Below are 22,489 nucleotides of genomic sequence, written 5' to 3'. Positions count from 1 at the left end.
TCAGACCTGCTCGAGCGCCTCGTTCAAGGCGCGCTCCAGGTCGGCCTTGTAACCCAGGTACACATTACTTGAGCGCTGATCATCACCGGCCAGGCCCGACAGGTCCAGATCGGTGATGTAGCACCGATAACGTTCGGGTTCCCGGCGTTGCTCGACGATTTCCCGGGCCACCACCCTGAACAGATGATCACCATGCTCCAACTCCGAAAACTCGCGCTGATTACAGTACAGGGTGACCTGCACCCTGTCGGCCCCGGCTTTGCCGACGATGGCCTGCACGTCATAGAACGGTTGGTTCGGCGCAAGCACCGGCGCCGGTCGGCTTTCGACCCGCCGAGCCCGCATCGGGCCTGACGGTAACACCTGGTAATACTGTAGTTCGATGCTCGAAGGCGACACGCCACTCATGGGCAGCAAGGCTTCGCGTCGAAACCCGATGGACTGAAGGAAACGCTGCAGTGGCACCAGCAGGCTCTGATCGTCGTGATAGGGCAGACGCTGCTGCCACAAGGCGTTGAACTCATCCAATATGTAGATATCTGCCTGGTCTTCATGGACCCGGTAGAACACCTGGATGCAGGCTGGCTGGCCCATTGGCAGGATCAGCGCCAGGTCATGGTCGGCAAGGGCCATGGGGTCCAGGTGCAGCGGGCTGTAGCTCGTCTGTTGCCTGGCAAGGTAGTCAACCAGTTCGGCCAGCGTGGCCAAGGCAACATGTTTGACCTGTCCCGGCACCAGCTCCAGCACGTGGTAGTGCTGCTGGACCTGAAGCAGGTAGCGATGATTGAGGCGGCTCAGCAGCAGGTCATGCGCACTGTCGATGATCTCTTCGACCCGCTGGGCGATGAATTGCGCGCGGTTGTGACAGAAGCAGCGCACGCGCAACCGGGGTTGCTGCGGGCCATCCGGCAAATGGTTGAGGTAGTCGCACAGGCAGTCGAGCAAAGCGTGGGGGCCGTCGAAACGGTTGACCAGCACTTCGTTCCAGCTGTTGAGCGTTACCTGATCCAGGGTCAGCACCAGGTTCTCCCGCACCCCGGCGTAGCTGAGGGAGTCGGTGCGTTCGGTGGTCATCAGGATATTCAGGTCGCGATGATGCTTGAGCGGATCCACTCCCACGTTAATCAGGAGTAACACTTCGCTCGGCACGGCGGCGCGCAGCAGCGGTTCTTCGGCGACGGCGGTCAGGGGCAGGGCGATGCTCTGTTGCAGGCTGCCGAGCAGGTTGAACAGCTCGAACTCGCTGAGGTCGCTGGCGCCCGGGTGCAGCGCCAGGCGCGTGCTGCTGTCGATCACGCCGTTGCGATGGCACCAGGTGAGCAATTCCAGTAAATGGCGGCTGCGCTTGATCGGCGCGAAATGCTCCCACTCGTGCGCCGCCAGGCTGCCGTTGTACAGGCCCCATTGGGATTGCCCCGTTTCCTTCTTGCTCGGTGCGAACACCAGCGTCAACGTGTCTTCGGCCAGGTCCGGAGCAATCCCCGGATTGATGAATTCGACCTTGTTCGACTTGCGCTCGAAGGCTGCATACAGCCGGCGCCCCAGCACATTAAGGTCGCGTTTGTTAATCAGGCTGGCGGTTTGTTCATCACGGGCGAAGCGGGTCAGGAAGCGATAGCTGTAGTTGAGTTCGCTGACCAGGGCGCGTCGTTCAGTGCCGACCTGGCGCACTTTCCACTGGCTGCGGCTGTCGAGCAGGGCCAGGTGCCGGTCGTCCCAGTTCCACTCATGGGCCAGGCGTTCGAGCAGCGAACGTTGCCAGCTGCGGGTGCGATTGTTGCTGGCGGTCAGCTTGCGGTTGACCTTCAGGTACAGCGCGCGACGCACCAGCTCCAGGCGCTCCGATTCCCCTCGGGCCTTGAGGTATTCCTCGATGCGCCGGTAGACCACGACGTAGGGGTCGAGCTCGTCCAGGTCGAGCTGGTTGGCGAACACCGCTTGCTTGAAGCGCAGGCTGAGGCAATTGACCCTGGGATGTTCGCTGGCGTAAACCTCGATCAATAGCAGTTTGAGCACTGATTTGTATGGCGAATCGATGCCCTTGAATAACTGCCACAGGCCTGCCCCGATGAATTCGCCAGGCGGGATGTACGCCATATGCCCCAGGTCCAGCGTCTCGTCGGCGCGGATGAAGCGCTTGGAGATCAGCGCGTGGGTATACCGTTCGTAGTTCGCCTCTTCGTACACCGGCACCAGCCACCAGATGGGGGTGCGGCCGGCCAGCCAGATGGCGGTGCGATAGAACTCGTCCAGCAACAGGTAGTGCTGGGTGGTGCCGCAGTCTTGCGAGCTGAGCTGGTTATCCCGCTCGCCGCGAACAAAGCGCGCCGCGTCGATCAGGAAAAAGTGCGCCTCGGCCCCCTGGCTCTCGGCCCAGGCTTCCAGCAACTGACACTTCTTGCGCAGCTCGGCGAGTTCGTTCTCGCCCAGATCCGTTGCGTGGCACACCCAGACATCCATATCGCTCTGGTCCGCCTGGGCCAGGGTGCCGAGACTGCCCATCAGGAACAGGCCATGGATGGGGCGTGGCGGGTTGCTGCCGTGGCGCGGCTTGTAGGAAAACGATCGGGTCAGGCGCTGGGCATCGGCGAGGGTGGTGGCGTCCGGCTCGTAATTCGACAGCCCGGCCGGTGTATTGCCCGAGACGTAGCCGGGCAGCAGCGGATGATTGACGTGAAAGAACAGTGGCAGCAGCGTCAGCACCGCCTGCTGACGGCTCGACAGACCTTCGAGCGCACGGGCGATACGGCCTTCGTTGAGCGTTAGAAAACGTGCGCGCAGCTGGCTGAGAACCTTGCGGTCAATGCCTTCGTCCAGGTCGGGGCGGATTTCATGGTTGCGGGTCATGTCAGCTCAAACCGGCTCGGTAGGCACGGGCGCAGGTGATCTCGGGATAAGCGCAGTTTAGCGCCTCGGCCCCGGGACATTTAAGCTGATTTTGGTTTTCTGACGTCAGATTTTTATCGCGCTGCGACGACGTGCGACAGAGGGTGCCCGCGGAAATCCCGTAACAGGGGTTTCCGTGGGCGATACAGTCACATTCAGGCTGTTTCTTCGACGTTCAGGATGGTCAGTAGCGTTTGGATATTTTGTGCGGCGTCACGTCCGAGGCTGGTCAGATACCCGCCGTCAGGCTGATCGATCAGCTCTTTGTCGTACAGGCGTTTGGCAGCGGCAATGGCTTTTGGGGCAGCGGTCTGATGAATTTTCAAACCTTCCTGGGAACTGTCCAGGTTGAAGAGTGCGAGGATTTCCAGTTCGGCAACCAACTCAGGGGTAAGCGACATAAGGACTCCAGACTTTCTAGGAATTGGACGATAGCGCCCCTAAGGTGAGCCGAGTTGTGCGGCATGTCCAGTGCTTGCAGTGGGGTTTTTTTGCTGCGGGAGAGGCAATAGTGATATTGCGGATGCTTTTCTGTAGGAGCGAGCTTGTTCGCGAAGATCGTGAACGAAAACGCGGTTAGCCAGATGCTCAGCGTCGCTCTTGAGTTTTTCGCGAGCGAGCTCGCTCCTACAGTGGATTGAGTTATTTCTTTTCTGGTGGCAGCTCGGGCAGGGCGCGCAGTGCCGTTTCGTACCATTCGGTGTTGAACGCGCGGTCTTCTTCGAGGATTGCGTCGATTTCTACTGCCAGCACGTGGGCCATCAGGTTGAGAATTTCTTCGCGCTCGTAACCCACCAGCGTCAGCTTGTTGAAGGTTGCCTTGGCCGCAGGCGGGTTGTCGCTTTCAATCTGGTTTTCGATCGCTTCGACCAGAGTGTTCTCGGCGAACTCTTCTTCGTCGATCTCGATATCTGTTGGCTCGCTCATGGCAGGCTCCTCAAGTTAAGACGGCCAGTTTACCTGCATTCAGCGCTGTGATGCTGCTGGCAAGAACTGCAGGGGCGTTCTATAACTGGCGCTGCCAACCCCTGCACGGCCTGGAGGCTTTGTGATGCTCAAGCTCTACGGATTTTCTGTCAGCAACTATTACAACATGGTCAAACTGGCACTGCTGGAAAAGGGTCTGCCGTTTGAGGAAGTGCCGTTTTATGCCGGCACCAGTGCCGAAGCCCTGGCGATCAGCCCGCGCGGCAAAGTGCCGGTGCTGGGCGTCGAGCAGGGGTTCGTCAATGAAACCGCAGTAATCCTCGAGTACATAGAGCAGAGCCAGGCGGGCAAGCCACTGCTGCCGAGCGATCCGTTCGAGCGGGCCCAGGTGTTGGCGCTGGCCAAGGAAATCGAGTTGTATATCGAATTGCCAGGCCGCGCTTGCTATCCCGAAGCATTTTTCGGCATGCCGGTAGCGGATGCGATCAAGGAAAAGACCAAGGCGGAGTTGCTGCTGGGGTTTGCCTCGCTGGGCAGGCACGCCAAGTTCGCTCCTTACGTAGCGGGTGACAGCCTGAGCGTGGCGGATCTGTATTTCCTGTACAGCGTGCCGCTGGCGTGCGCAGTGGCGAAGAAGCTATTCGACCTGGATTTGCTGGCGGAACTGCCGGCGGCCAGGCTTCTGCTGGAGCGGCTGGAGCAGAATCCGCATGTGCAGCGGATTGCGAAGGACAAGGACGCGGCCATGCCGGCGTTTATGGCGATGGTCGCGTCCAAGCGTTAGGTTTTGTAGCGCTCTGAAGTCAGTCATCGCGGGCAAGCCCGCTCCCCCAAGGTTCCCTGTTGGCCAACGATCTGTGGCAACCAGAGAAACCTGTAGGAGCTTGCCCGCGATGTTTCTAGCGGCTGGCGAGCAGTGCCTGGCCGCGAACCACAGCCTTTTTCACCTGCGCTGGTGCAGTCCCGCCGATATGGTCACGGGCATTCACCGAACCTTCAAGGGTCAGCACCGCGAACACGTCCTGGTCGATCTGGTCGCTGAACTTTCGCAGCTCTTCCAGGCTCATTTCCGCCAGGTCCTTGCCACTTTCAACGCCGTATTTCACGGCATGGCCAACAATTTCGTGGCAGTCACGGAATGGCAGGCCACGACGGACCAGGTAGTCGGCCAGGTCAGTCGCAGTGGAAAACCCGCGCAGGGCCGCTTCGCGCATCATGGCGTGCTTGGGTTTGATCGCCGGGATCATGTCGGCGAACGCCCGCAGCGAGTCGCGCAAGGTGTCGGCGGCGTCGAATAGCGGTTCCTTGTCTTCCTGGTTGTCCTTGTTGTAGGCCAGGGGTTGGCCTTTCATCAGGGTCAGCAGGCCCATCAATGCGCCGAATACGCGGCCGGTCTTGCCGCGAACCAGTTCGGGCACGTCCGGGTTCTTCTTTTGCGGCATGATCGAGCTGCCGGTGCAGAAGCGGTCCGGCAGGTCGATGAACTGGAATTGGGCGCTGGTCCAAAGCACCAGTTCTTCGGAGAAACGCGACAGGTGCATCATCGCGATACTGGCGGCCGAACAGAATTCGATGGCGAAGTCACGATCGGAAACGTTGTCCAGCGAATTGCCGCCGACGGCGTCGAAATTCAGCAGCTGGGCGGTGTACTCGCGGTCGATCGGGTAGGTGGTGCCGGCCAGCGCGGCGCTGCCCAAGGGCATGCGGTTGGTGCGCTTGCGGCAGTCGACCAGGCGCTCGTAGTCACGGCTGAGCATTTCGAACCAGGCCAGCATGTGATGCCCGAAAGTCACCGGCTGCGCGGTTTGCAGGTGGGTGAAGCCCGGCATGATGCTGTCGGCTTCGCGCTCGGCCTGCTCCAGCAGCCCTTGTTGCAGGCGGGTGATTTCGGCGAGGATCAGGTCGATCTCGTCACGCAGCCACAAGCGGATGTCGGTTGCGACCTGGTCGTTACGGCTGCGCCCGGTGTGCAGTTTTTTTCCGGTCACGCCGATGCGATCGGTCAGGCGCGCCTCGATGTTCATGTGCACGTCTTCGAGGTCGATGCGCCAGTCGAATTGTCCGGCCTCGATTTCACCCTGGATGGTGTTCAGGCCATCGATGATGCTGTCGCGTTCGGCGTCGGTCAGTACGCCGACCTTGGCCAGCATGGTGGCGTGGGCGATCGAGCCCATGATGTCGTGGCGATACAGGCGCTGGTCGAAGGTGACGGAGGCGGTGAAGCGGGCGACGAAGGCGTCGACGGGTTCACTGAAGCGGCCGCCCCAGGACTGATTGGTCTTGTCAGTGCTCATGAATTCGCTCGTATCGGGTGAAATAAAGTGACGTTGGAAGCTGTGGCGGATAATAACAGGGTTGCCAAGCCTGTCGCTGACACTGGTCGACAGGAATGATTTCAGAGGCTGCCGAGCCGGGGCAGGTCCGACTTTCAATAATTCGCACAACGATATTTTTCGATTGAGCAATATCGCGCCGGCAACCGTCTACAGTTGGACAGAGGGATCAGCGCACTTCCGGGCGCTGCAACTGGCTATAAAAAGAGGGGGTGTGCATATTGTGTATCAGCAAACCCTACGGCGATGCCTCGCCAACGCGGGCCTGGGCCGATAATTGCCCGGATGATGAAAATTTAGCCGTCGTTCCAGCGGCACTTTTTGGCCCTCGCGCTAGTCTTAGCGTGGATCGCGGTGACGGACGTCACTTCACCTGTCTACGCTATCCTTGTGCGAGACTCACGCAGGAATCCAGCGCAATATGAATGTCCTGATCGTTGATGACGAACCCTTGGCCCGCGAGCGCCTGAGCCGAATGGTTGGCGAACTCGAGGGATACAGCGTCCTGGAGCCTAGCGCCACGAACGGCGAAGAGGCGTTGGCACTGATCGACAGCCACAAGCCGGATATCGTGTTGCTCGATATCGGCATGCCGGGCCTTGATGGCCTGCAAGTGGCTGCAAGATTGTGCGAACGCGAAACCCCGCCCGCCGTGGTGTTTTGCACAGGGCCCGATGAATTTGCCGTGGAAGCCTTACAGGCCAGCGCCGTAGGCTATCTGGTGAAACCTGTGCGCACTGAACATTTGCAAGAAGCGTTAAAAAAGGCCGAGCGCCCCAATCGCGTCCAGCTCGCTGCACTCACCCGTCCTGCCGCCGAGACTGGCAGCGGCCCGCGAAGTCATATCAGCGCCCGAACCCGTAAGGGTATCGAGCTGATCCCGCTGGGCCAGGTGGTCTATTTTATCGCCGACCACAAATATGTGACGTTGCGCCACGAAGGCGGCGAAGTGCTGCTCGACGAGCCTCTCAAGGCACTTGAGGATGAATTCGGCGACCGGTTCGTGCGTATCCATCGCAATGCGCTGGTGGCTCGCGAGCGAATTGAACGCCTGCAACGTACGCCTCTTGGGCATTTCCAGCTGTACCTCAAGGGCTTGAATGGTGATGCGCTGATCGTCAGTCGCCGCCATGTGGCGGGCGTGCGAAAAATGATGCAGCAGCTTTAACTCGCGGTTCACACGCGTTTTGTCCAGCGGCTTGCAGGACATCCGAGGCCAGGGAGGCCACTACGTTTCTGATACAAGTCAAAGTGGATTTGGCTGAGCTGTTATTATCCGCCGTATCTATTCAGTACGGATTGATCCATGTCCTCTCGCGAAATCCGCATCGCCACCCGCAAAAGTGCTCTCGCCCTGTGGCAGGCCGAATATGTTAAAGCCCGCCTGGAACAGGCCCATCCGGGACTGCTGGTGACACTGGTGCCAATGGTCAGTCGCGGCGACAAGCTGCTCGACTCGCCGCTTTCGAAAATCGGTGGCAAAGGCCTGTTCGTCAAGGAACTGGAAACGGCGCTGCTGGAAAACGAAGCGGACATCGCCGTGCACTCAATGAAAGACGTGCCAATGGACTTCCCCGAAGGCTTGGGGCTGTTCTGCATCTGCGAGCGCGAAGATCCGCGCGACGCTTTCGTTTCCAACACCTACGCCAGCCTGGACGAACTGCCTGAGGGCAGCATCGTCGGTACCTCCAGCCTGCGCCGCCAGGCCCAGTTGCTGACTCGTCGCCCGGATCTGGAAATCCGCTTCCTGCGCGGCAACGTCAACACGCGACTTGCCAAGCTCGATGCCGGTGAATATGACGCGATCATCCTGGCAGCTGCCGGCCTGATTCGACTGGGCTTCGAAGACCGCATCACCTCGGCCATCAGCGTCGACGACAGCCTGCCTGCCGGCGGCCAGGGCGCAGTGGGCATCGAGTGCCGCAGCGTCGATACGCAAATCCACGCCTTGCTGACGCCGTTGCACCATCAGGACACGGCTACCCGTGTCACCGCCGAGCGAGCCCTGAACAAGCATTTGAATGGCGGCTGCCAGGTGCCGATCGCCTGCTACGCCGTGCTTGAAGGCCAGCAGGTCTGGTTGCGCGGCCTGGTGGGTGACCCAAGCGGCGGCCTGTTGCTCAGCGCCGAGGCACGTGCACCACGCAGCGAGGCCGAAGCCCTGGGCGTGCAAGTGGCTGAAGACCTCCTGAGCCAGGGTGCCGATGACATCCTCAAAGCGGTGTATGGCGAGGCAGGTCACGAGTGACTTGCTGGCGCCTGTTGCTGACGCGTCCCGCCGATGAGTCGATGGCGCTGGCTAGCGTGTTGATGGACGCGGGCGTTTTCAGCAGCAGCTTGCCGCTTTTGGGCATAGAGCCTCTTCCCGTTTCTGCCAACATGCGCGAGTTGATCCAGAGGCTGGATCGCTTCGATGCGGTGATCGTGGTCAGCAAACCCGCCGCCAGGATCGCCGTCGAGTTGCTCAGCGAGTATTGGCCAGAGCCACCGGCGTTGAAGTGGTTCACCGTCGGCGCGGCTACCGCGCAGATACTCGATAAGCATCGTCTGGACGTCAGCTTTCCCGAGCAGGGCGATGACAGCGAAGCATTGCTTGAGCATGGCGCGTTTCGCCAGGCACTCGCCGGGCCTGCTTCGCGTGTGCTGATCATGCGCGGGGAGGGCGGGCGCGAGTTGCTCGCTGAGCGTTTGCGCGGGCTTGGTGCTAGTGTCGAGTATCTGCAGTTGTACCGTCGCGAATTGCCCCACTACCCGCCGGCAACGCTGCCTGAGCGGATCCGCGCGGAACGCTTGAACGGGCTGGTGGTCAGCAGTGGACAGGGTTTTGAGCACTTGCATCAATTGGCTGGCAATTCCTGGCCGCACTTGGCGCAGTTGCCGTTGTTTGTACCGAGCCCCCGGGTCGCCGAAATGGCACGTGCTGCCGGGGCGCAAATAGTTGTGGATTGTCGTGGCGCCAGTGCCGCGGCCTTGCTGACGGCGTTACGGGAGCATCCCGAACCCGTTCTCTAATGCAAAGGATGGATACGTGAGCGAAACAGCCTTGCCAAAAGATGACGTCCAGCCAGTGCTGCATGCCCCGGTTGAAGATCCGATTGATACCGTGCCTCCTGCCCCCGTGCAGCGCCGTGGCAATGGCCTGGCAATCGTCGCGCTGTTGCTGGGTGCTGCCGGCGTTGCTGTCGGCGGTTGGGGTGTCTGGCAGGTGCGTCACCTGCAGGCCAATAACCAGCAACAGCTGAGCCAGGTGCAGGCCTTGAACGATCAGGCGCAGAGCCTGAAACTCAATGAGCAACGCCTGAGCGCTCGGTTGGAGCAACTGCCCCCTGCCGATGAACTTGAGGCCCGCAGCCGCCTGGTGGCTCAGCTGCAAGGCGATCAGCAGCGCCTGAACCAACGCCTGGAGACCATCCTCGGTGCCAGCCGCAAGGACTGGCGCCTGGCTGAGGCTGAGCATCTGTTGCGTCTCGCCGGCCTGCGCCTGTCTGCTTTGCAGGACATCAGCAGCGCTCAGGCCCTGGTCCAGGGTGCCGACGAAATCCTGCGCGAACAGAACGATCCGGGCTCCTTCGCTGCCCGCGAGCAAGTGGCCAAGACCCTGGTCGCGCTGCGCAGCACCGAGCAGCCGGACCGCACCGGACTGTTCCTGCGCCTGGGCGCATTGCGCGACCAGGTGATCAACCTCACCGAACTGGCGCCGGAGTACAAGGACCGTGGCGAGTCGTTGCTGGGCCTGACCGCCGATGGCGATGGCGCGAGCCGCTGGGCTCAATGGTGGGACCAGATCTCGCGCTACATCCGCATCGACTTCAACGCCGACAAGAATGTTCGCCCATTGCTGGCAGGCCAGAGCCTCAGCCAGGTGCGCCTGGCGCTTAGCCTGGCCCTGGAGCAAGCCCAGTGGGCTGCGCTGAATGGTCAGGGCCCGGTGTACACCCAGGCCCTGGCCGAAGCCCGGGACATACTCAAGGGCAACTTCAACCCGGACAACCCGCAGAGCAAAGTGATGCTTGAGCAGGTGGGTGAGCTGAGCAAGCAGCCGGTGACCGTGGTGACCCCGGACCTCACTGGCGCACTGAGCGCGGTGCAAGGGTACCTGGAGCGACGCAACGTCAACGCCGAGGAATCCGTCAAGCCGATGGCCAAGCCTGCCGCTGACACCGCGCAGGAGGCCACGCCATGAAACGCCTGTATGTGATCGTGTTTCTGGTGATAGCTGCTGCGGCCGCGCTGGGCCTGGCGATTGCCGAGCATTCCGGCTACGTGCTGATCGCCTACAAGAGCTTTCGTTTCGAATCGAGCCTGTGGGCTACCCTCGCGCTGGTGGCCGTTTTGTGGCTGGTGATTTGGGGCATCAAGGCGCTGATCGAACTGGTGATGACATCCAGTGGCGTGGTCAATCCCTGGTCGCGACGCAATCGCAGTCGCCGCGTGCAGGTCGCGATCGAACATGGCCAGCTGGATCTGGCCGAGGGCCGCTGGGCCAGTGCGCAGCGTCACCTGCATCGAGCTGCGGAAGCCGAGCGCCAACCGCTGCTCTACTACCTCGGCGCTGCCCGCGCGGCCAACGAACAAGGCAAGTACGAAGAGAGCGACAACCTGCTCGAGCGGGCGCTCGAGCGCCAGCCACAGGCCGAGCTGGCCATTGCCTTGAATCATGCGCAACTGCAGACCGATCGAGGCGACACCGAGGGTGCCCTGGCGACGCTTCAAGCCATGCACGAGCGCCATCCGCATAACGTGCAGACGTTGCGCCAGCTGCAACGCCTGCATCAACAACGGGGCGATTGGTCGGCAGTGATCCGGTTGTTGCCGGAATTGCGCAAGGACAAGGTACTGCCACCTGCCGAGCTGGCCGACCTGGAACGCCGTGCCTGGGGTGAGAACCTGTCCCTGGCAGCGCAGCGGGAAGAGGACGGCACCGTCGGCCTGCAGTCGCTCAACAGCGCCTGGCAGAAGCTGACATCGGCCCAGCGCCAGGAGCCGCAACTGGTGCTGGCCTACGCCGAACAGCTGCGCCAACTGGGTGCCCAGGTGGAAGCGGAAGAAGTGCTGCGCACAGCGCTCAAGCGTGATTACAACAGCCACCTGGCGCGCCTTTACGGGCTCGTGCGCGGCAGCGACCCGGTGCGGCAGCTGCAAACTGCCGAGGGCTGGCTCAAGGATCATCCGGCCGATCCGAGCCTGCTCCTGACACTGGGCCGCCTGTGCCTGCAAAGCAGTTTATGGGGCAAAGCGCGAGACTACCTGGAGAGCAGCCTGCGAGTGCAGCGTAACCCGGAAGCCTGTGCAGAACTGGCGCGGTTGCTGGCGCAATTGGGTGATACCGAACGCAGCAATCAGCTGTTCCAGGAAGGGTTGGGCCTGCTGGATGAACGCTTGCTGGCGGCACCGTTACCCGTACCGATCCACGCTTGAGTTCGAGGTAGGGAGCTCGAGATGAGGGGGCTCGCTCCCTCGTCAAAAAGCACCCTGCTGCTGTCAGAATATTCCCCTCAAAGCGCCGAGTCGGCTTATTCCTACAGACGGTTATGTCAGATCCTAGCGCATCTGTCGTGGTTTCCCACCCTCGCTGTGGAACTCTCCCTGCTGTAGTACCTTGAAAGATCTGCGCGCTTTCCTCTAACGTAATTGCCTGTCTCTTACTGTTACGGAAATGCCATGTCTTTGGCCCGCACACGCTCCTTGTTCTTCATGGTTTTCGTCGCAGCTGCCCTGGCATTAGGTATTTCCTATTACCTGCAATACGCCGTCGGCCTCAGGCTGTGCGGCCTGTGCATCCTGCAGCGCGGCTGCCTGTGGTTGCTCACGGGGGTGTGCTTGTCTGCTTGCGTGCATGGCCCTGGCCGTGCGGGTACGCTGGTGTATGGGTTGCCGGTGTTGATCTGCAGTGTGGCCGGAACGGTAACGGCATGGCGTCAAGTTGTGCTGCAGAGCGATCCGCTGCATCACCTGTCCGACTGCTCGGCGAGCCTGGCTGATGCTTTTGCCAATACATCCTGGTCAGGCGCACTGAAGCAGATGTTCGAAGGTACTTTCGATTGTGCCGAGATTTCATGGACGCTGTTCGATCTGAGCATCCCGGAGTGGAGCCTGCTGTTCTTCTTTGCGGTGACAATTGTGGTTGTTTTTCAACCGCTCGGGCTTCTGTGGCGCACCTTTCGGCGACCACTCAGCGGCGAGTCGTCGCAGGGCAGTCTGGCGCGCGATTAAACACTTGTATGAACTTTATCTCCTGCGTACCTTGAAGCCACAGTCGAGCGGGCATAATCTGGCCCGCACGTGTCATTGGAATTATGTTGCTCGAATGACGCTCTGCCTGACCGATCCTTGACCTTCAAGTGCGTGACAGGTGTAGGGCAGCATGACCCACAAGGGAAGAGAGATCACCATGCTCGAAAGTTGTCAGAATGCTCAAGAACGATGGGGTGGAGTGCATCTGCTGATCGATCGCTGGTTGCAGGAGCGTCACGAACTGGTGCGGGCTTATGACGATCTCGGCGAAAAGCCCGAGGCGCTGAGCGAGAACCGCAACCCTTTGCAGGAATTCTGCGGTGTGCTGGTCGATTACGTCTCAGCCGGGCATTTCGAGATCTACGAACAACTGACAGGGGAGGCCAAGGCCTTCAATGACAAGCGTGGGCTGGAACTGGCCGAGACGATTTACCCCCGAATCGACGTCATCACTGAAAAGCTGCTCGCGTTCAACGACCTGTGCGATGCAGGTCAGTGCGTGGCGGAGAAGTTCAAGGAGCTCGGTGGCTTGTTGCACGAGCGCTTCGAACTGGAAGACTGCCTGATCGAAGTGTTGCATACCGCGCACAAGGAAGAAGATTCGGTTCAGGCCTGAATTTCTTTGTGCAGGACCTGAAAAACGGTGCGCTTGGCGCGCCGTTTTTTGTGCCTGGAATTCAGCCTTTCGCGCCGCGTAATTCCACCTCGAATACCAGGGGCGTGAAGGGCGCAATCAGGTCCCCGGCACCTTCGGCGCCATAGGCTTGCGCCGATGGAATCACCAGTCGCCATTTCGCGCCCACCGGCATGTTCTGCAGCGCCGTCCGCCAGCCCGAGATCACGCTATCCAGGCTGAACCATTGCGGCTGACTGTTTTGATCGAACACCGTGCCGTCGGGGAGGCGTCCGATGTACAGCACCTGTACCTTGCCATTCGGACCGGCCGTTGCTCCGGCACCTGGCGTCAGTTCCGTCAGCAGGATGCCGTCCTCGATTTCCCGAGCGCCAGGTCGGGCCTTTTCCGCGGTGAGAAAACGCTGTTCTTTTTCGAGGGCAATTTCGCTTTGCCCCAATGTCGGTTGCTCGGCAATTTGCGCTTCATGTTCGGCCAGGATCTTCTCGATCTGTTCGTCTTTCAGTGCCAGGGGCTTGCCCTGATAAGCCTGCTGCAAACCGTCGAGCAGTGCCTGCACTTGAAGGTCAGGTACCTCCTGGCGCAGCCGTTCGCCGAGGCTCGCCCCCAGGCTGTAGGCGAGATTGTGAGCGTCTGTTTCGGTGGTTTTTTCCGCAGCCTGAGCCACTGAAAAAAACACGCACAACGATAAAAAAAGATAACGCGACATGGGCACTCTCCGGCCTGGGATGCGGCCGATTATGCCAGTGCGAATGCAATGAACGGTGAACTGCTTTCTGGCGGGAGCAGAAGTTTTGCTGTCAGGTGCAACGCAACGCTTTCGATACTGTCAACATGCCCTAGCGGCGGTGTCTGCAGAGGTCTAGTATGAGCCGCACCCACGTCAGCCAGGAGGTAAACCATGTCGGCCACCAAGAAGCCTGTAAATACTCCGTTGCACTTACTCCAACAATTGTCGGGCAGCTTGCTCGAGCATTTGGAAACCGCTTGTTCGCAAGCCTTGGCTGATGCTGAAAAACTGCTCGCCAAACTGGAAAAACAGCGCGGAAAAGCGCAGGAAAAATTGCACAAATCCCGTACCAAATTGCAGGACGCTGCGGCGGCCGGCAAGGCTAAGGCGCAAGCCAAGGCCAAGGATGGAGTCAAGGAACTTGAAGACCTGCTCGATGCCCTCAAGGATCGTCAATCCGAGACCCGCAACTACATCCTGCAACTTAAGCGTGACGCTCAGGAAAGCCTGAAACTGGCCCAGGGTGTCGGTCGTGTTCAAGAGGCTGTCGGCAAGGCGTTGTCCCTGCGTTCGGCCAAGCCTGCTGCCGCACCTGCCAAGAAAGCCGCAAGCAAATCGACAGCTGCAAAAGCACCCGCCAAGGCTGCTGCCAAACCAGCCGCGAAAGCACCGGTGAAAGTGGCTGCTAAAAAGCCAGTGGCTGCCAGTGCTGCCAAGCCGGCTGCGACCAAACCTGCTGCGGCAAAACCGGTAGCCAAGCCGGCGGCGAAAACTGCTGCAGCAAAACCAGCTGCGGCCAAAACCGCTGCTGCAAAAGCGCCTGCCAAACCTGCCGCGAAAACTGCCGCCGCCAAACCTGCTGCAGCAAAAAGCGCAGCAGCCAAACCAGCTGCTAGAACTGCAGCCGCGAAGCCTGCTGCCAAACCTGCTGCAGCTAAACCGGCCGCGGCAAAACCTGCTGCCGCTGCCGCTGCCAAGCCAGCTACCGCTGCAAAACCCGCTGCTGCCAAGCCAGCTGCGAAACCTGCAGCCAAACCAGCGGTGAAAAAACCCGCTGCTGCGAAGCCGACTCCAACCGCTGCTGCCAAGCCGGCAGCGCCTGCTTCATCGTCGAACTCGGCTTCGCCAACTACCAGCAGCACTTCGACCCCTGCAGCGGCGCCAACGCCAGCTGCGTCGTCGACGCCAGGCACTAGCCCAACCAGCGCTTCCTAAGTGCCGGTCACCGCGACGCGCAGCTGATGCAGCGCGTCGCGGCCAACGTTGGTGGTGTCCGCCGCGACACCTTCCAGCCAGGCCGTTGTTCCGGCCTTGTCATTCTGCGGCCACTGCTGCGCGGTTTTTTCCAGTCGCGACAAAAGAATCCGCTCGCCTTCAAGTTCCAGCGCCTTGACTTTTTCACGCAAGATATTGAGGTCTGTATCGTCAGCTGCGGCGGCTTTCCATTGGCCGCGTAATGCACGCAGGGGCTGAATCACGCCCGCATCCCAGCCTTCGACTACTTCCCGCAGTTGCAGCAATCGCAGTTCGTTAAAGACTACCCCTCGGTGTTCCAGCCACAATCCGCACAGCAGCAGGCACACGTTCGTGCCCGCCGATTGCAGTTGCAGGCACGCCCGCTCAGCGCCGGGCCGCGCGTAAGCGTCAAGGGAAAAGCTCCACAGGTCAGAGGACATAGTGCTACTCGCGCCAGTTGCGAGCGAAGCTGGTAGACTCCGCCGCCATTATGATTCGACTTCAGAACCTGACTTTACAGCGTGGCCCGCAACGTCTGCTAGAAGACGCCGAGCTGACCCTGCACGCCGGCCACAAAGCCGGCCTCATCGGTGCCAATGGCGCCGGCAAATCGAGCCTGTTCGCCCTGCTTCGGGGTGAGCTGCACCCGGACTCGGGTGACTGCTTCCTGCCGGCCGACTGGCGCATCGCCCACATGCGCCAGGAAATCGAGACGCTCGAACGCATTGCGGTCGACTACGTGCTCGATGGCGACCTGCGCCTGCGTGAGGTGCAACATGACCTGGCGGCGGCGGAAGCGGCGCACGACGGTGCCGCTCAGGCCCGCCTGCACTCTGAACTCGACAGCGCCGATGGCTACACCGCTGATGCCCGGGCTCGCAAGCTGCTGGCCGGCCTGGGGTTCACCAACGAACAGATGGATCGTCAGGTGGGGGACTTCTCCGGTGGCTGGCGGATGCGCCTGAACCTGGCGCAGGCACTGATGTGCCCCTCGGACTTGTTGCTGCTCGACGAACCCACCAACCACCTGGACCTCGACGCCATCATCTGGCTTGAGGAGTGGCTGAAAAGTTATCCGGGCACCTTGTTGCTGATCTCTCACGACCGGGATTTCCTCGATGCGGTGGTTGACCACGTAGCCCACGTCGATCAGCGCAAGATCACGCTGTATCGCGGTGGCTACACCGCGTTCGAGCGTGCCCGTGCCGAGCGCCTGGCCCAGCAGCAACAGGCCTACGAGAAGCAGCAGGCGCAGCGAGCGCACATGGAAAGCTACATTGCGCGCTTCAAGGCCCAGGCCACCAAGGCCCGTCAGGCCCAGAGCCGGATCAAGGCGCTGGAGCGGATGGAAGAGTTGTCTGCGGCCCATGTCGATTCGCCGTTCGACTTCGTTTTCCGCGAGTCGACGAAGATTTCCAGCCCGCTGATCGACCTGTCTGATGCCCGCTTGGGCTACGGCGAGAAAACCGTGCTGGAGAAGGTCAAGCTGCAACTGACCCCTGGCGCACGGATCGGTTTGCTCGGCCCTAATGGTGCCGGTAAGTCGACCCTGATCAAGAACCTTGCGGGTGAGCTGGAGCCCTTGGCCGGTCGACTGACCCGTGGCGAAAACACGGTCGTTGGTTACTTTGCCCAGCATCAGCTTGACTCCCTGGACTCCAAAGCCAGCCCGTTGCTGCACTTGCAGCGCCTGGCGCCTACCGAGCGCGAACAGACGTTGCGGGACTTCCTCGGGGGTTTCGACTTCCGCGGTGCACGCATCGACGAGCCGGTGCTGAATTTTTCCGGGGGCGAGAAAGCGCGCCTGGCCTTGGCATTGATCGCCTGGGACCGGCCGAACCTGCTGCTGCTCGACGAACCCACCAACCACCTTGACCTGGAAATGCGCCTGGCGCTGACCATGGCCTTGCAGGAATTCAGTGGTGCGGTCCTGGTGGTCTCCCACGACCGCCACCTGCTCAAAAGCACCACTGACAATTTCTACCTGGTCGCCGATGGCAAGGTCGAGGAGTTCGACGGCGATCTGGACGACTACACCCGTTGGCTGGTGGAGTATCGCCAGCGCAATGCGCCGGTCAGCAACACGCCGGTCAATCCGGACAAGACCGACAAGAAAGCCCAGCGCCAGGCCGCCGCTGCCTTGCGCCAGCAGTTGGCGCCGCACAAGCGCGAGGCCGACAAGCTCGAAGCCGAACTGGGCAAGCTGCACGAAAAGCTGGCCAAAATCGATGTGAGCCTGGGCGACAGCGATATCTACGAGCCGGCCCGCAAGAACGATTTGCGTGACCTGCTGGCCGAACAGGCAAAGCTGAAAGTGCGTGAAGCCGAGCTTGAGGAGTCCTGGATGGAAGCCCTCGAGTTGCTCGAAAGCATGCAGGCGGAGCTGGAGGCGTTGTCCTGATGGAGGCCTTCAGGCTGCCGCTGTCTGCCATGTGGGTAGAGCCGCTGTGGCTGGTGCTGCAGATCCTGCTGATTTTGCTCGCGGGTTACATCGCCCAGCGCTTTGTTGCCAAATGCCTGAACCGCCTGGGGGAGCGTTATCCGTTTCCCCCTCAGCTTCTGCTGCCGCTGCGAGGCGGCCTGCGCTGGCTGATCATGGGCAGTGCGCTGATTTTCGTGCTGGAGCGCCTGGGCGTGTCCGCGACAGTGCTGTGGACAGCATTGTCCGGTTTTGTTGCGGTCGCGGCGGTGGCGTTCTTCGCCATGTGGAGCGTGCTGTCCAACTTGCTGTGCGCGATCCTGATCTTCACCGTGGGGCCGTTTCGCATTGGCGACGTGGTCGAACTGGTCGATACCACCGACAAGCCGGGCGTGAAGGGGCGGGTGATCGCGATCAATCTGCTCTACACCACCTTGATCGAGGCCGAAGAGCTGGGCACCGGCAGTGCCATGGTGCAAGTGCCCAACAGCCTGTTCTTCCAGCGTTCGGTTCGGCGGTGGCGGGGAAGTGATGTGTTTCCTTCGAGCGGGTTCGAGAAGTAATCCTCAAGATCAAAAGATCGCAGCCTTTGGCAGCTCCTACAGCAGGCGCGTTTCCATGCAGGAGCTGTCGGAGGCTGCGATCTTTTGCTTTTCCCCCCGAGCCGCATTAGCTTAGAGACCTGTCAAAAGAGTTTCGGTCGAGGTGTGCAATGGAGCTTCAAACATGGCTGGCGTTCTTTGCCGCCTGCTGGGTGATCAGCCTGTCTCCCGGTGCCGGCGCCATTGCGTCGATGTCCAGTGGTCTGCAATACGGCTTCTGGCGCGGTTACTGGAACGCCCTGGGCCTGCAGATCGGCCTGGCGGTGCAGATTGCCATTGTGGGTGCCGGTGTTGGCGCGATCCTCACAGCGTCGGCCACAGCGTTCCATGCGATCAAGTGGTTTGGCGTCGCCTACCTGGTATTCCTCGCGATCAAGCAATGGCGCGCATTGCCCAGTGACATGAGCGACGATGCCGCAGTGCGCCAGATCGGCAAGCCGATGGCCCTGGTGTTCCGTGGTTTCCTGGTGAACATCAGCAACCCCAAGGCCCTGGTGTTCATGCTGGCGGTGCTGCCGCAGTTCATCGACCCCCATGCGCCACTGCTGATCCAGTATTTAGTGATCGGCGCCACCATGGTCTGCGTCGACCTGATTGTCATGGCCGGTTACACCGGCCTGGCGTCCAAGGTGCTGCGCATGTTGCGTACTCCCCAGCAGCAGAAACGCATGAACCGGACATTTGCCGGTTTGTTTATCGGCGCGGCAGCGTTCATGGCGACGTTGCGCAAAGCCGCAGCGTAAAGCCCCGATGCTGGAAAAAAAGCGACCTGCGGGTCGCTTTTTTGTTGAATGCCCTTCCGTATAACCAGAAGCCGAAAGCTGATTACGGCGCAGTGCGCGGGACAAGCAATCGCAAAATAACCAGACAATCGGCATCGAGCCTGCGAACAACGCTTGAATGAATCTCATTCGAAGTGAACAATATGTAACTTCGTATTTCCTACTGAGATTCATTCATGATTGCCCCGTCGCGATTCCTGGCCTGGCTGTTAATCCCCTTGGCAGCCTTATGCAGCACCAGACTGCTGGCCGACACCGTGGAAGGCGCCCCACAGGCGCTGCATGGGCTCGATTACATTGCAGCGGATTACCCGCAGACGGTGCAGGCGGGCAGGGTCATCAAGGAGTCTGGTTATCGCGATCAGCTCGATTCGCTCAAGGCCGTGCAAGGCCTGATCAGTGCAATGCCGGCCAAACCGGAGCAAGGCGCTTTGCTGCAGGGCGTCAATTCGCTGCGCAACGCCATTACCGAGCGTCAGGATGGCGCCGACGTGGCTCGTCAGTCCCGGCAACTCGCGGCAAAGCTGGCAGTGGCCTATGAAATCAGCCAGGCGCCGATCATTACCCCCGATCCGACCCGTGGTGCGCCGTTGTACGCCCAGCATTGCTCGGTGTGCCATGGTGATGCGGGAGCCGGCGATGGCCCGGCAGGCGTCGGCCTGACACCGCCACCGTCGAATCTGCGCGACAGCGTGCGCATGGATCACCTAAGCCTCTATGCGATCTACAGCACCCTGGGCCTGGGTATCGAGGGCACCGACATGCCGGCGTTCGCCGATCAACTGGATGATCGCCAGCGCTGGGACCTGGCCACCTATATTGCCAGCTTCAGCGCCGCCCCGGATGCTGGCGCTGTTGAAAAGACCTACAACATTGCCGACCTCGCCCGTCAGACGCCTGCCGAAGTGCAGGCTGGCGAGGGTCCGCAGGCCGCTGCGGCCTATCGTGCGCAGCGCGCTCAGCCGCCGCAGGTCAAACGGGGCCCGGCGCAACTGCTCGATTACACCGCAGCCACCCTGGACAAGAGCATCGCTGCCTACCGGGCCGGGGATCACGATCAGGCCTATGACTTGTCGGTGGCGGCGTACCTGGAAGGGTTCGAGCTGGTCGAGAGCTCCCTGGACAACGTCGACGCCAATGTACGCAAAGACACCGAAAAATCCCTGATGGCCTACCGCCAGTCCCTGCAGGATGGCTTGCCGGTGGCCCAGGCCCAGCAGCGCCTGGATACCGCGAAAGGTAAATTGAAAGAGTCTGCCGGCCTGTTGGGCAGCGATGGCTTGAGCTGGTCCCTGAGCTACATTTCCGGGTTGTTGATTTTGCTGCGCGAAGGTCTGGAAGCGATTCTGGTGCTGGCGGCGATCCTCGCATTCCTGCGCAACACCGGCCAGCAATCTGCGGTACGCAGCGTTAACGTCGGTTGGTGCCTGGCGCTGCTGGCCGGCCTTGCCACCTGGGGGCTTGCCGCCTACGTTATCGACGTCAGCGGCTCGCAGCGCGAGTTGCTTGAAGGTGCCACCGCGTTGTTCGCCAGCGTGATGGTGCTGTGGCTCGGTGTGTGGATGCACGATCGTCGCCACGCCGCGGCCTGGCAGAATTACATCAAGAGCAGCCTGGTGGGCGGCGGCGGACGATTCGGGTTTGCGATCCTGGCGTTCTTCTCGGTTTATCGTGAGTTGTTCGAAGTGATCCTGTTCTACGAGACCCTGTGGCTGCAGGCGGGTCCTGCCGGGCATAACGCAGTGCTCGCAGGCGGTGCCACTGCGCTGGTATTGCTGGTGGGGCTGGCCTGGGTGATCCTGCGCGGCTCGGCCAAGCTGCCGCTGTCGTTGTTCTTCAGCATCAACGCCGCGTTGTTGTGCGCGCTATCGGTGGTGTTTGCCGGTCATGGGGTCAAGGCATTGCAGGAGGCGGGGATTTTCGGTACGCGTCCGGTGCCATTCTTCGAATTCGACTGGCTGGGTATTCACGCGGATGCCTACTCGTTGAGTGCCCAGATGGTGGCGATTATTGCGATAATCGTGCTGTATGGGCGCAGCTGGTTGACGCAGAAGCGTCGGGTTCAGGTTTCCTGACCCGAGTAAACCTGGAAAGATCACAGCCTGCGGCAGCCCCTGCAGGGAGTAGGCATGTCGATGCAGGCTGCGATCTGTTCAGTTTTTCAGAGGAAATGTGATGCGCGTTTGGATAGATGCCGACGCCTGCCCACGGGCGGCCAAGGACCTGGTAGTGAAGTTCGCTCTCAAGCGCCAGTTCGAAGTGGTGCTGGTGGCTGGCCAACCGCAAATCAAGCCGGGCCTGTCCCTGGTGAAATTGATCGTGGTGCCTAGCGGCCCGGATGCAGCGGACGATTATCTGGTGGAACACGCAGTGCCGGGCGAGCTGGTGATTTGCAGTGACGTACCGCTGGCCGACCGATTGGTGAAGAACGGCGTCACCGTGCTGGATCCGCGAGGCAAGGAGTTTGACGCGCAGAACATGGGCGACCGGCTGGCTGTACGTAACCTGTTCACCGACCTGCGTGAACAAGGCCAGATGAGCGGGGGGCCAGCGCCCTTTGGTGAACGTGAGAAGCAAGCGTTCGCCAATTCGCTGGACCGTATCCTGACTCGACTGTCGCGCAAGCCCTGAGCCCACCTCGAAGCTGAGACCAAGCCCTGTGAGAGGCCCCCTGTGGGAGCGAGCCTGCTCGCGATAACACCGGCACAATCAACATCGCTTGCGGCGGCTACTCCGCTATCGCGAGCAGGCTCGCTCCCACACTGCCCATGCCCACACTCATGCCTGCATCACACGTCGTTTTCGTGAGTCAGTTCGAGCACGCGATCCACCAGCTTGTTAATTCCTGAGGCCGCTTCACTGATCGACTGCGCCAGCATGTACGCCGGCGTGCTCACCAGTTTGCGCGCCTTGTCTTCGACGATGTCGGTGACCGCGCACTCGGCATGGGTAGCCCCCATTTTGTTCATGGCAGCGGCGGTATCGGCATCGTTGCCGATGGTGCAGGTCACACCTGGGCCGTAGATCTTCGCCGCCAGGGCGGGCGAGATGCAGATCAGCCCGACTGGCTTGCCTGCTTCGGCAAAGGCTTCGGTCAGCGCCAGGACGTCAGGCTGCACGGTACAGCCGGCACCTTCGATGGCGAAGTTCGACAGGTTCTTCGCCGCACCGAACCCGCCAGGCACGATCAGGGCATCGAAGTCCTCGACGCTGGCCTCGCGGATGTCCTTGATGTTCCCACGGGCGATCCGCGCCGATTCAACCAGCACGTTACGCGACTCGGGCATTTCCTCGCCCGTGAGGTGGTTGATCACGTGCAACTGCGAGATATTGGGGGCGAAACACTGCACCTGAGCGCCACGCTGGTCCAGCCGCAACAGGGTGATCACGCTCTCGTGGACCTCGGCACCGTCGTAGACGCCACAACCGGAAAGGATCACTGCAATTTTTTTGCTCATGGGCTTTTCTCCTTGTTCATGGCGTTAAATGTCCACTAATTCGCCACTCGTTGCCATAGGGATAATGTGCGGTAACAACCAGGGCGCGCCGCCCCAACATCGGGCTGGCACGGAGCAGAAGGCTTTCTAAATGGATCGCATCGAAGCCAGGGTGTTCATTATTTGCGAGCGTCTGTCACGCGGCGTGGCGACGCGCGCAAATAATGAACACCCTGGCTTCGATGCGATCCATTTAGAAAGCCTTCTGC

21 protein-coding genes are annotated in these 22,489 nt (G+C 60.8%); 14 read left to right on the top strand and 7 right to left on the bottom strand.

Annotated features, from left to right (window positions below):
• From IMW75_RS01790 to IMW75_RS01780, 3 genes are all read right to left on the bottom strand, one after another.
• Nucleotides 1–2,847, bottom strand: a complete 2,847-nt coding sequence (locus IMW75_RS01790; protein WP_205891716.1) for a class I adenylate cyclase — start codon at nucleotides 2,845–2,847, stop codon at nucleotides 1–3.
• A gap of 194 nt (nucleotides 2,848–3,041) precedes the next feature.
• A complete protein-coding gene (locus IMW75_RS01785; protein ID WP_045059686.1) occupies nucleotides 3,042–3,287 on the bottom strand; it encodes a TIGR02647 family protein in 246 nt (81 codons plus the stop codon).
• A 241-nt stretch (nucleotides 3,288–3,528) separates the two neighbouring features.
• Nucleotides 3,529–3,813, bottom strand: coding sequence for a hypothetical protein (locus IMW75_RS01780; RefSeq protein WP_045059685.1), 285 nt, complete (start codon nucleotides 3,811–3,813; stop codon nucleotides 3,529–3,531).
• 124 nt (nucleotides 3,814–3,937) lie between these two features.
• Between IMW75_RS01780 and IMW75_RS01775 the strand changes: the two genes are divergently transcribed.
• Complete coding sequence (locus IMW75_RS01775; protein WP_205891715.1) at nucleotides 3,938–4,597, top strand: glutathione S-transferase family protein; 660 nt, start codon at nucleotides 3,938–3,940, stop codon at nucleotides 4,595–4,597.
• Between the two features lie 115 nt (nucleotides 4,598–4,712).
• On the opposite strand, the gene argH is transcribed toward IMW75_RS01775, so the two are convergent.
• Entirely contained in the window at nucleotides 4,713–6,107 is a 1,395-nt protein-coding gene (gene argH, locus IMW75_RS01770; protein WP_045059683.1) for an argininosuccinate lyase, read from the bottom strand.
• Nucleotides 6,108–6,567: 460 nt separating this feature from the next.
• Between argH and IMW75_RS01765 the strand changes: the two genes are divergently transcribed.
• The 7 genes from IMW75_RS01765 (at nucleotide 6,568) to IMW75_RS01735 (ending at nucleotide 12,996) form a co-directional block, all read left to right on the top strand.
• On the top strand, nucleotides 6,568–7,314 hold the full coding sequence (locus IMW75_RS01765; RefSeq protein WP_045059682.1) for a LytR/AlgR family response regulator transcription factor: 747 nt from the start codon (nucleotides 6,568–6,570) through the stop codon (nucleotides 7,312–7,314).
• Between the two features lie 138 nt (nucleotides 7,315–7,452).
• Complete coding sequence (hemC, locus tag IMW75_RS01760) at nucleotides 7,453–8,394, top strand: hydroxymethylbilane synthase (protein ID WP_045059681.1); 942 nt, start codon at nucleotides 7,453–7,455, stop codon at nucleotides 8,392–8,394.
• Nucleotides 8,391–9,158, top strand: coding sequence for a uroporphyrinogen-III synthase (locus IMW75_RS01755; RefSeq protein ID WP_205891714.1), 768 nt, complete (start codon nucleotides 8,391–8,393; stop codon nucleotides 9,156–9,158). Before hemC ends, IMW75_RS01755 begins: the two co-directional genes overlap by 4 nt.
• 16 nt (nucleotides 9,159–9,174) lie before the next feature.
• Entirely contained in the window at nucleotides 9,175–10,329 is a 1,155-nt protein-coding gene (locus IMW75_RS01750) for a uroporphyrinogen-III C-methyltransferase (protein ID WP_205891713.1), read from the top strand.
• Nucleotides 10,326–11,564: a heme biosynthesis protein HemY gene (locus IMW75_RS01745; RefSeq protein ID WP_122841025.1), complete on the top strand. Its 1,239-nt coding sequence runs from the start codon at nucleotides 10,326–10,328 to the stop codon at nucleotides 11,562–11,564. Before IMW75_RS01750 ends, IMW75_RS01745 begins: the two co-directional genes overlap by 4 nt.
• Before the next feature lie 243 nt (nucleotides 11,565–11,807).
• The gene (locus tag IMW75_RS01740) at nucleotides 11,808–12,359 is read left to right on the top strand and encodes a disulfide bond formation protein B (RefSeq protein WP_045059677.1); all 552 of its coding nucleotides are present in this window, start codon (nucleotides 11,808–11,810) and stop codon (nucleotides 12,357–12,359) included.
• Nucleotides 12,360–12,537: 178 nt separating this feature from the next.
• On the top strand, nucleotides 12,538–12,996 hold the full coding sequence (locus IMW75_RS01735; RefSeq protein WP_045059676.1) for an Rsd/AlgQ family anti-sigma factor: 459 nt from the start codon (nucleotides 12,538–12,540) through the stop codon (nucleotides 12,994–12,996).
• Nucleotides 12,997–13,057: 61 nt separating this feature from the next.
• Here IMW75_RS01735 and IMW75_RS01730 read toward each other — a convergent pair whose 3' ends face one another.
• On the bottom strand, nucleotides 13,058–13,723 hold the full coding sequence (locus IMW75_RS01730; RefSeq protein WP_205891712.1) for an FKBP-type peptidyl-prolyl cis-trans isomerase: 666 nt from the start codon (nucleotides 13,721–13,723) through the stop codon (nucleotides 13,058–13,060).
• A gap of 192 nt (nucleotides 13,724–13,915) precedes the next feature.
• Between IMW75_RS01730 and IMW75_RS01725 the strand changes: the two genes are divergently transcribed.
• Entirely contained in the window at nucleotides 13,916–14,959 is a 1,044-nt protein-coding gene (locus IMW75_RS01725; protein WP_205891711.1) for an AlgP family protein, read from the top strand.
• Here the strand turns inward: IMW75_RS01725 and IMW75_RS01720 are convergent.
• On the bottom strand, nucleotides 14,956–15,420 hold the full coding sequence (locus tag IMW75_RS01720; protein WP_205891710.1) for a TIGR02444 family protein: 465 nt from the start codon (nucleotides 15,418–15,420) through the stop codon (nucleotides 14,956–14,958). The genes IMW75_RS01725 and IMW75_RS01720 overlap by 4 nt on opposite strands.
• A 50-nt stretch (nucleotides 15,421–15,470) precedes the next feature.
• On the opposite strand from IMW75_RS01720, the gene IMW75_RS01715 reads away from it, so the two are divergent.
• The 5 genes from IMW75_RS01715 to IMW75_RS01695 all read left to right on the top strand — a co-directional run bounded on the left by IMW75_RS01715 (nucleotide 15,471) and on the right by IMW75_RS01695 (nucleotide 21,414).
• Nucleotides 15,471–17,381: an ATP-binding cassette domain-containing protein gene (locus IMW75_RS01715; protein ID WP_205891709.1), complete on the top strand. Its 1,911-nt coding sequence runs from the start codon at nucleotides 15,471–15,473 to the stop codon at nucleotides 17,379–17,381.
• Nucleotides 17,381–17,962 carry a mechanosensitive ion channel family protein gene (locus IMW75_RS01710; RefSeq protein WP_205891708.1) on the top strand — a complete coding sequence of 194 codons (582 nt, stop codon included), beginning with the start codon at nucleotides 17,381–17,383 and terminating at the stop codon, nucleotides 17,960–17,962. The genes IMW75_RS01715 and IMW75_RS01710 overlap by 1 nt, the downstream gene beginning before the upstream one ends.
• A 149-nt stretch (nucleotides 17,963–18,111) precedes the next feature.
• On the top strand, nucleotides 18,112–18,744 hold the full coding sequence (gene rhtB, locus IMW75_RS01705) for a homoserine/homoserine lactone efflux protein (RefSeq protein ID WP_045059670.1): 633 nt from the start codon (nucleotides 18,112–18,114) through the stop codon (nucleotides 18,742–18,744).
• 215 nt (nucleotides 18,745–18,959) lie between these two features.
• On the top strand, nucleotides 18,960–20,858 hold the full coding sequence (locus IMW75_RS01700; RefSeq protein WP_045059669.1) for an FTR1 family protein: 1,899 nt from the start codon (nucleotides 18,960–18,962) through the stop codon (nucleotides 20,856–20,858).
• 100 nt (nucleotides 20,859–20,958) lie between these two features.
• Entirely contained in the window at nucleotides 20,959–21,414 is a 456-nt protein-coding gene (locus tag IMW75_RS01695; RefSeq protein WP_045059668.1) for a YaiI/YqxD family protein, read from the top strand.
• A gap of 158 nt (nucleotides 21,415–21,572) precedes the next feature.
• On the opposite strand, the gene elbB is transcribed toward IMW75_RS01695, so the two are convergent.
• Nucleotides 21,573–22,241: an isoprenoid biosynthesis glyoxalase ElbB gene (gene elbB / locus IMW75_RS01690; RefSeq protein WP_045059667.1), complete on the bottom strand. Its 669-nt coding sequence runs from the start codon at nucleotides 22,239–22,241 to the stop codon at nucleotides 21,573–21,575.
• Nucleotides 22,242–22,489 lie beyond the last annotated feature (248 nt).

The organism is Pseudomonas gregormendelii (assembly GCF_017114825.1).
GTDB lineage: Bacteria > Pseudomonadota > Gammaproteobacteria > Pseudomonadales > Pseudomonadaceae > Aquipseudomonas > Aquipseudomonas gregormendelii.
This window is presented reverse-complemented; position numbering and strand designations above follow the sequence as displayed.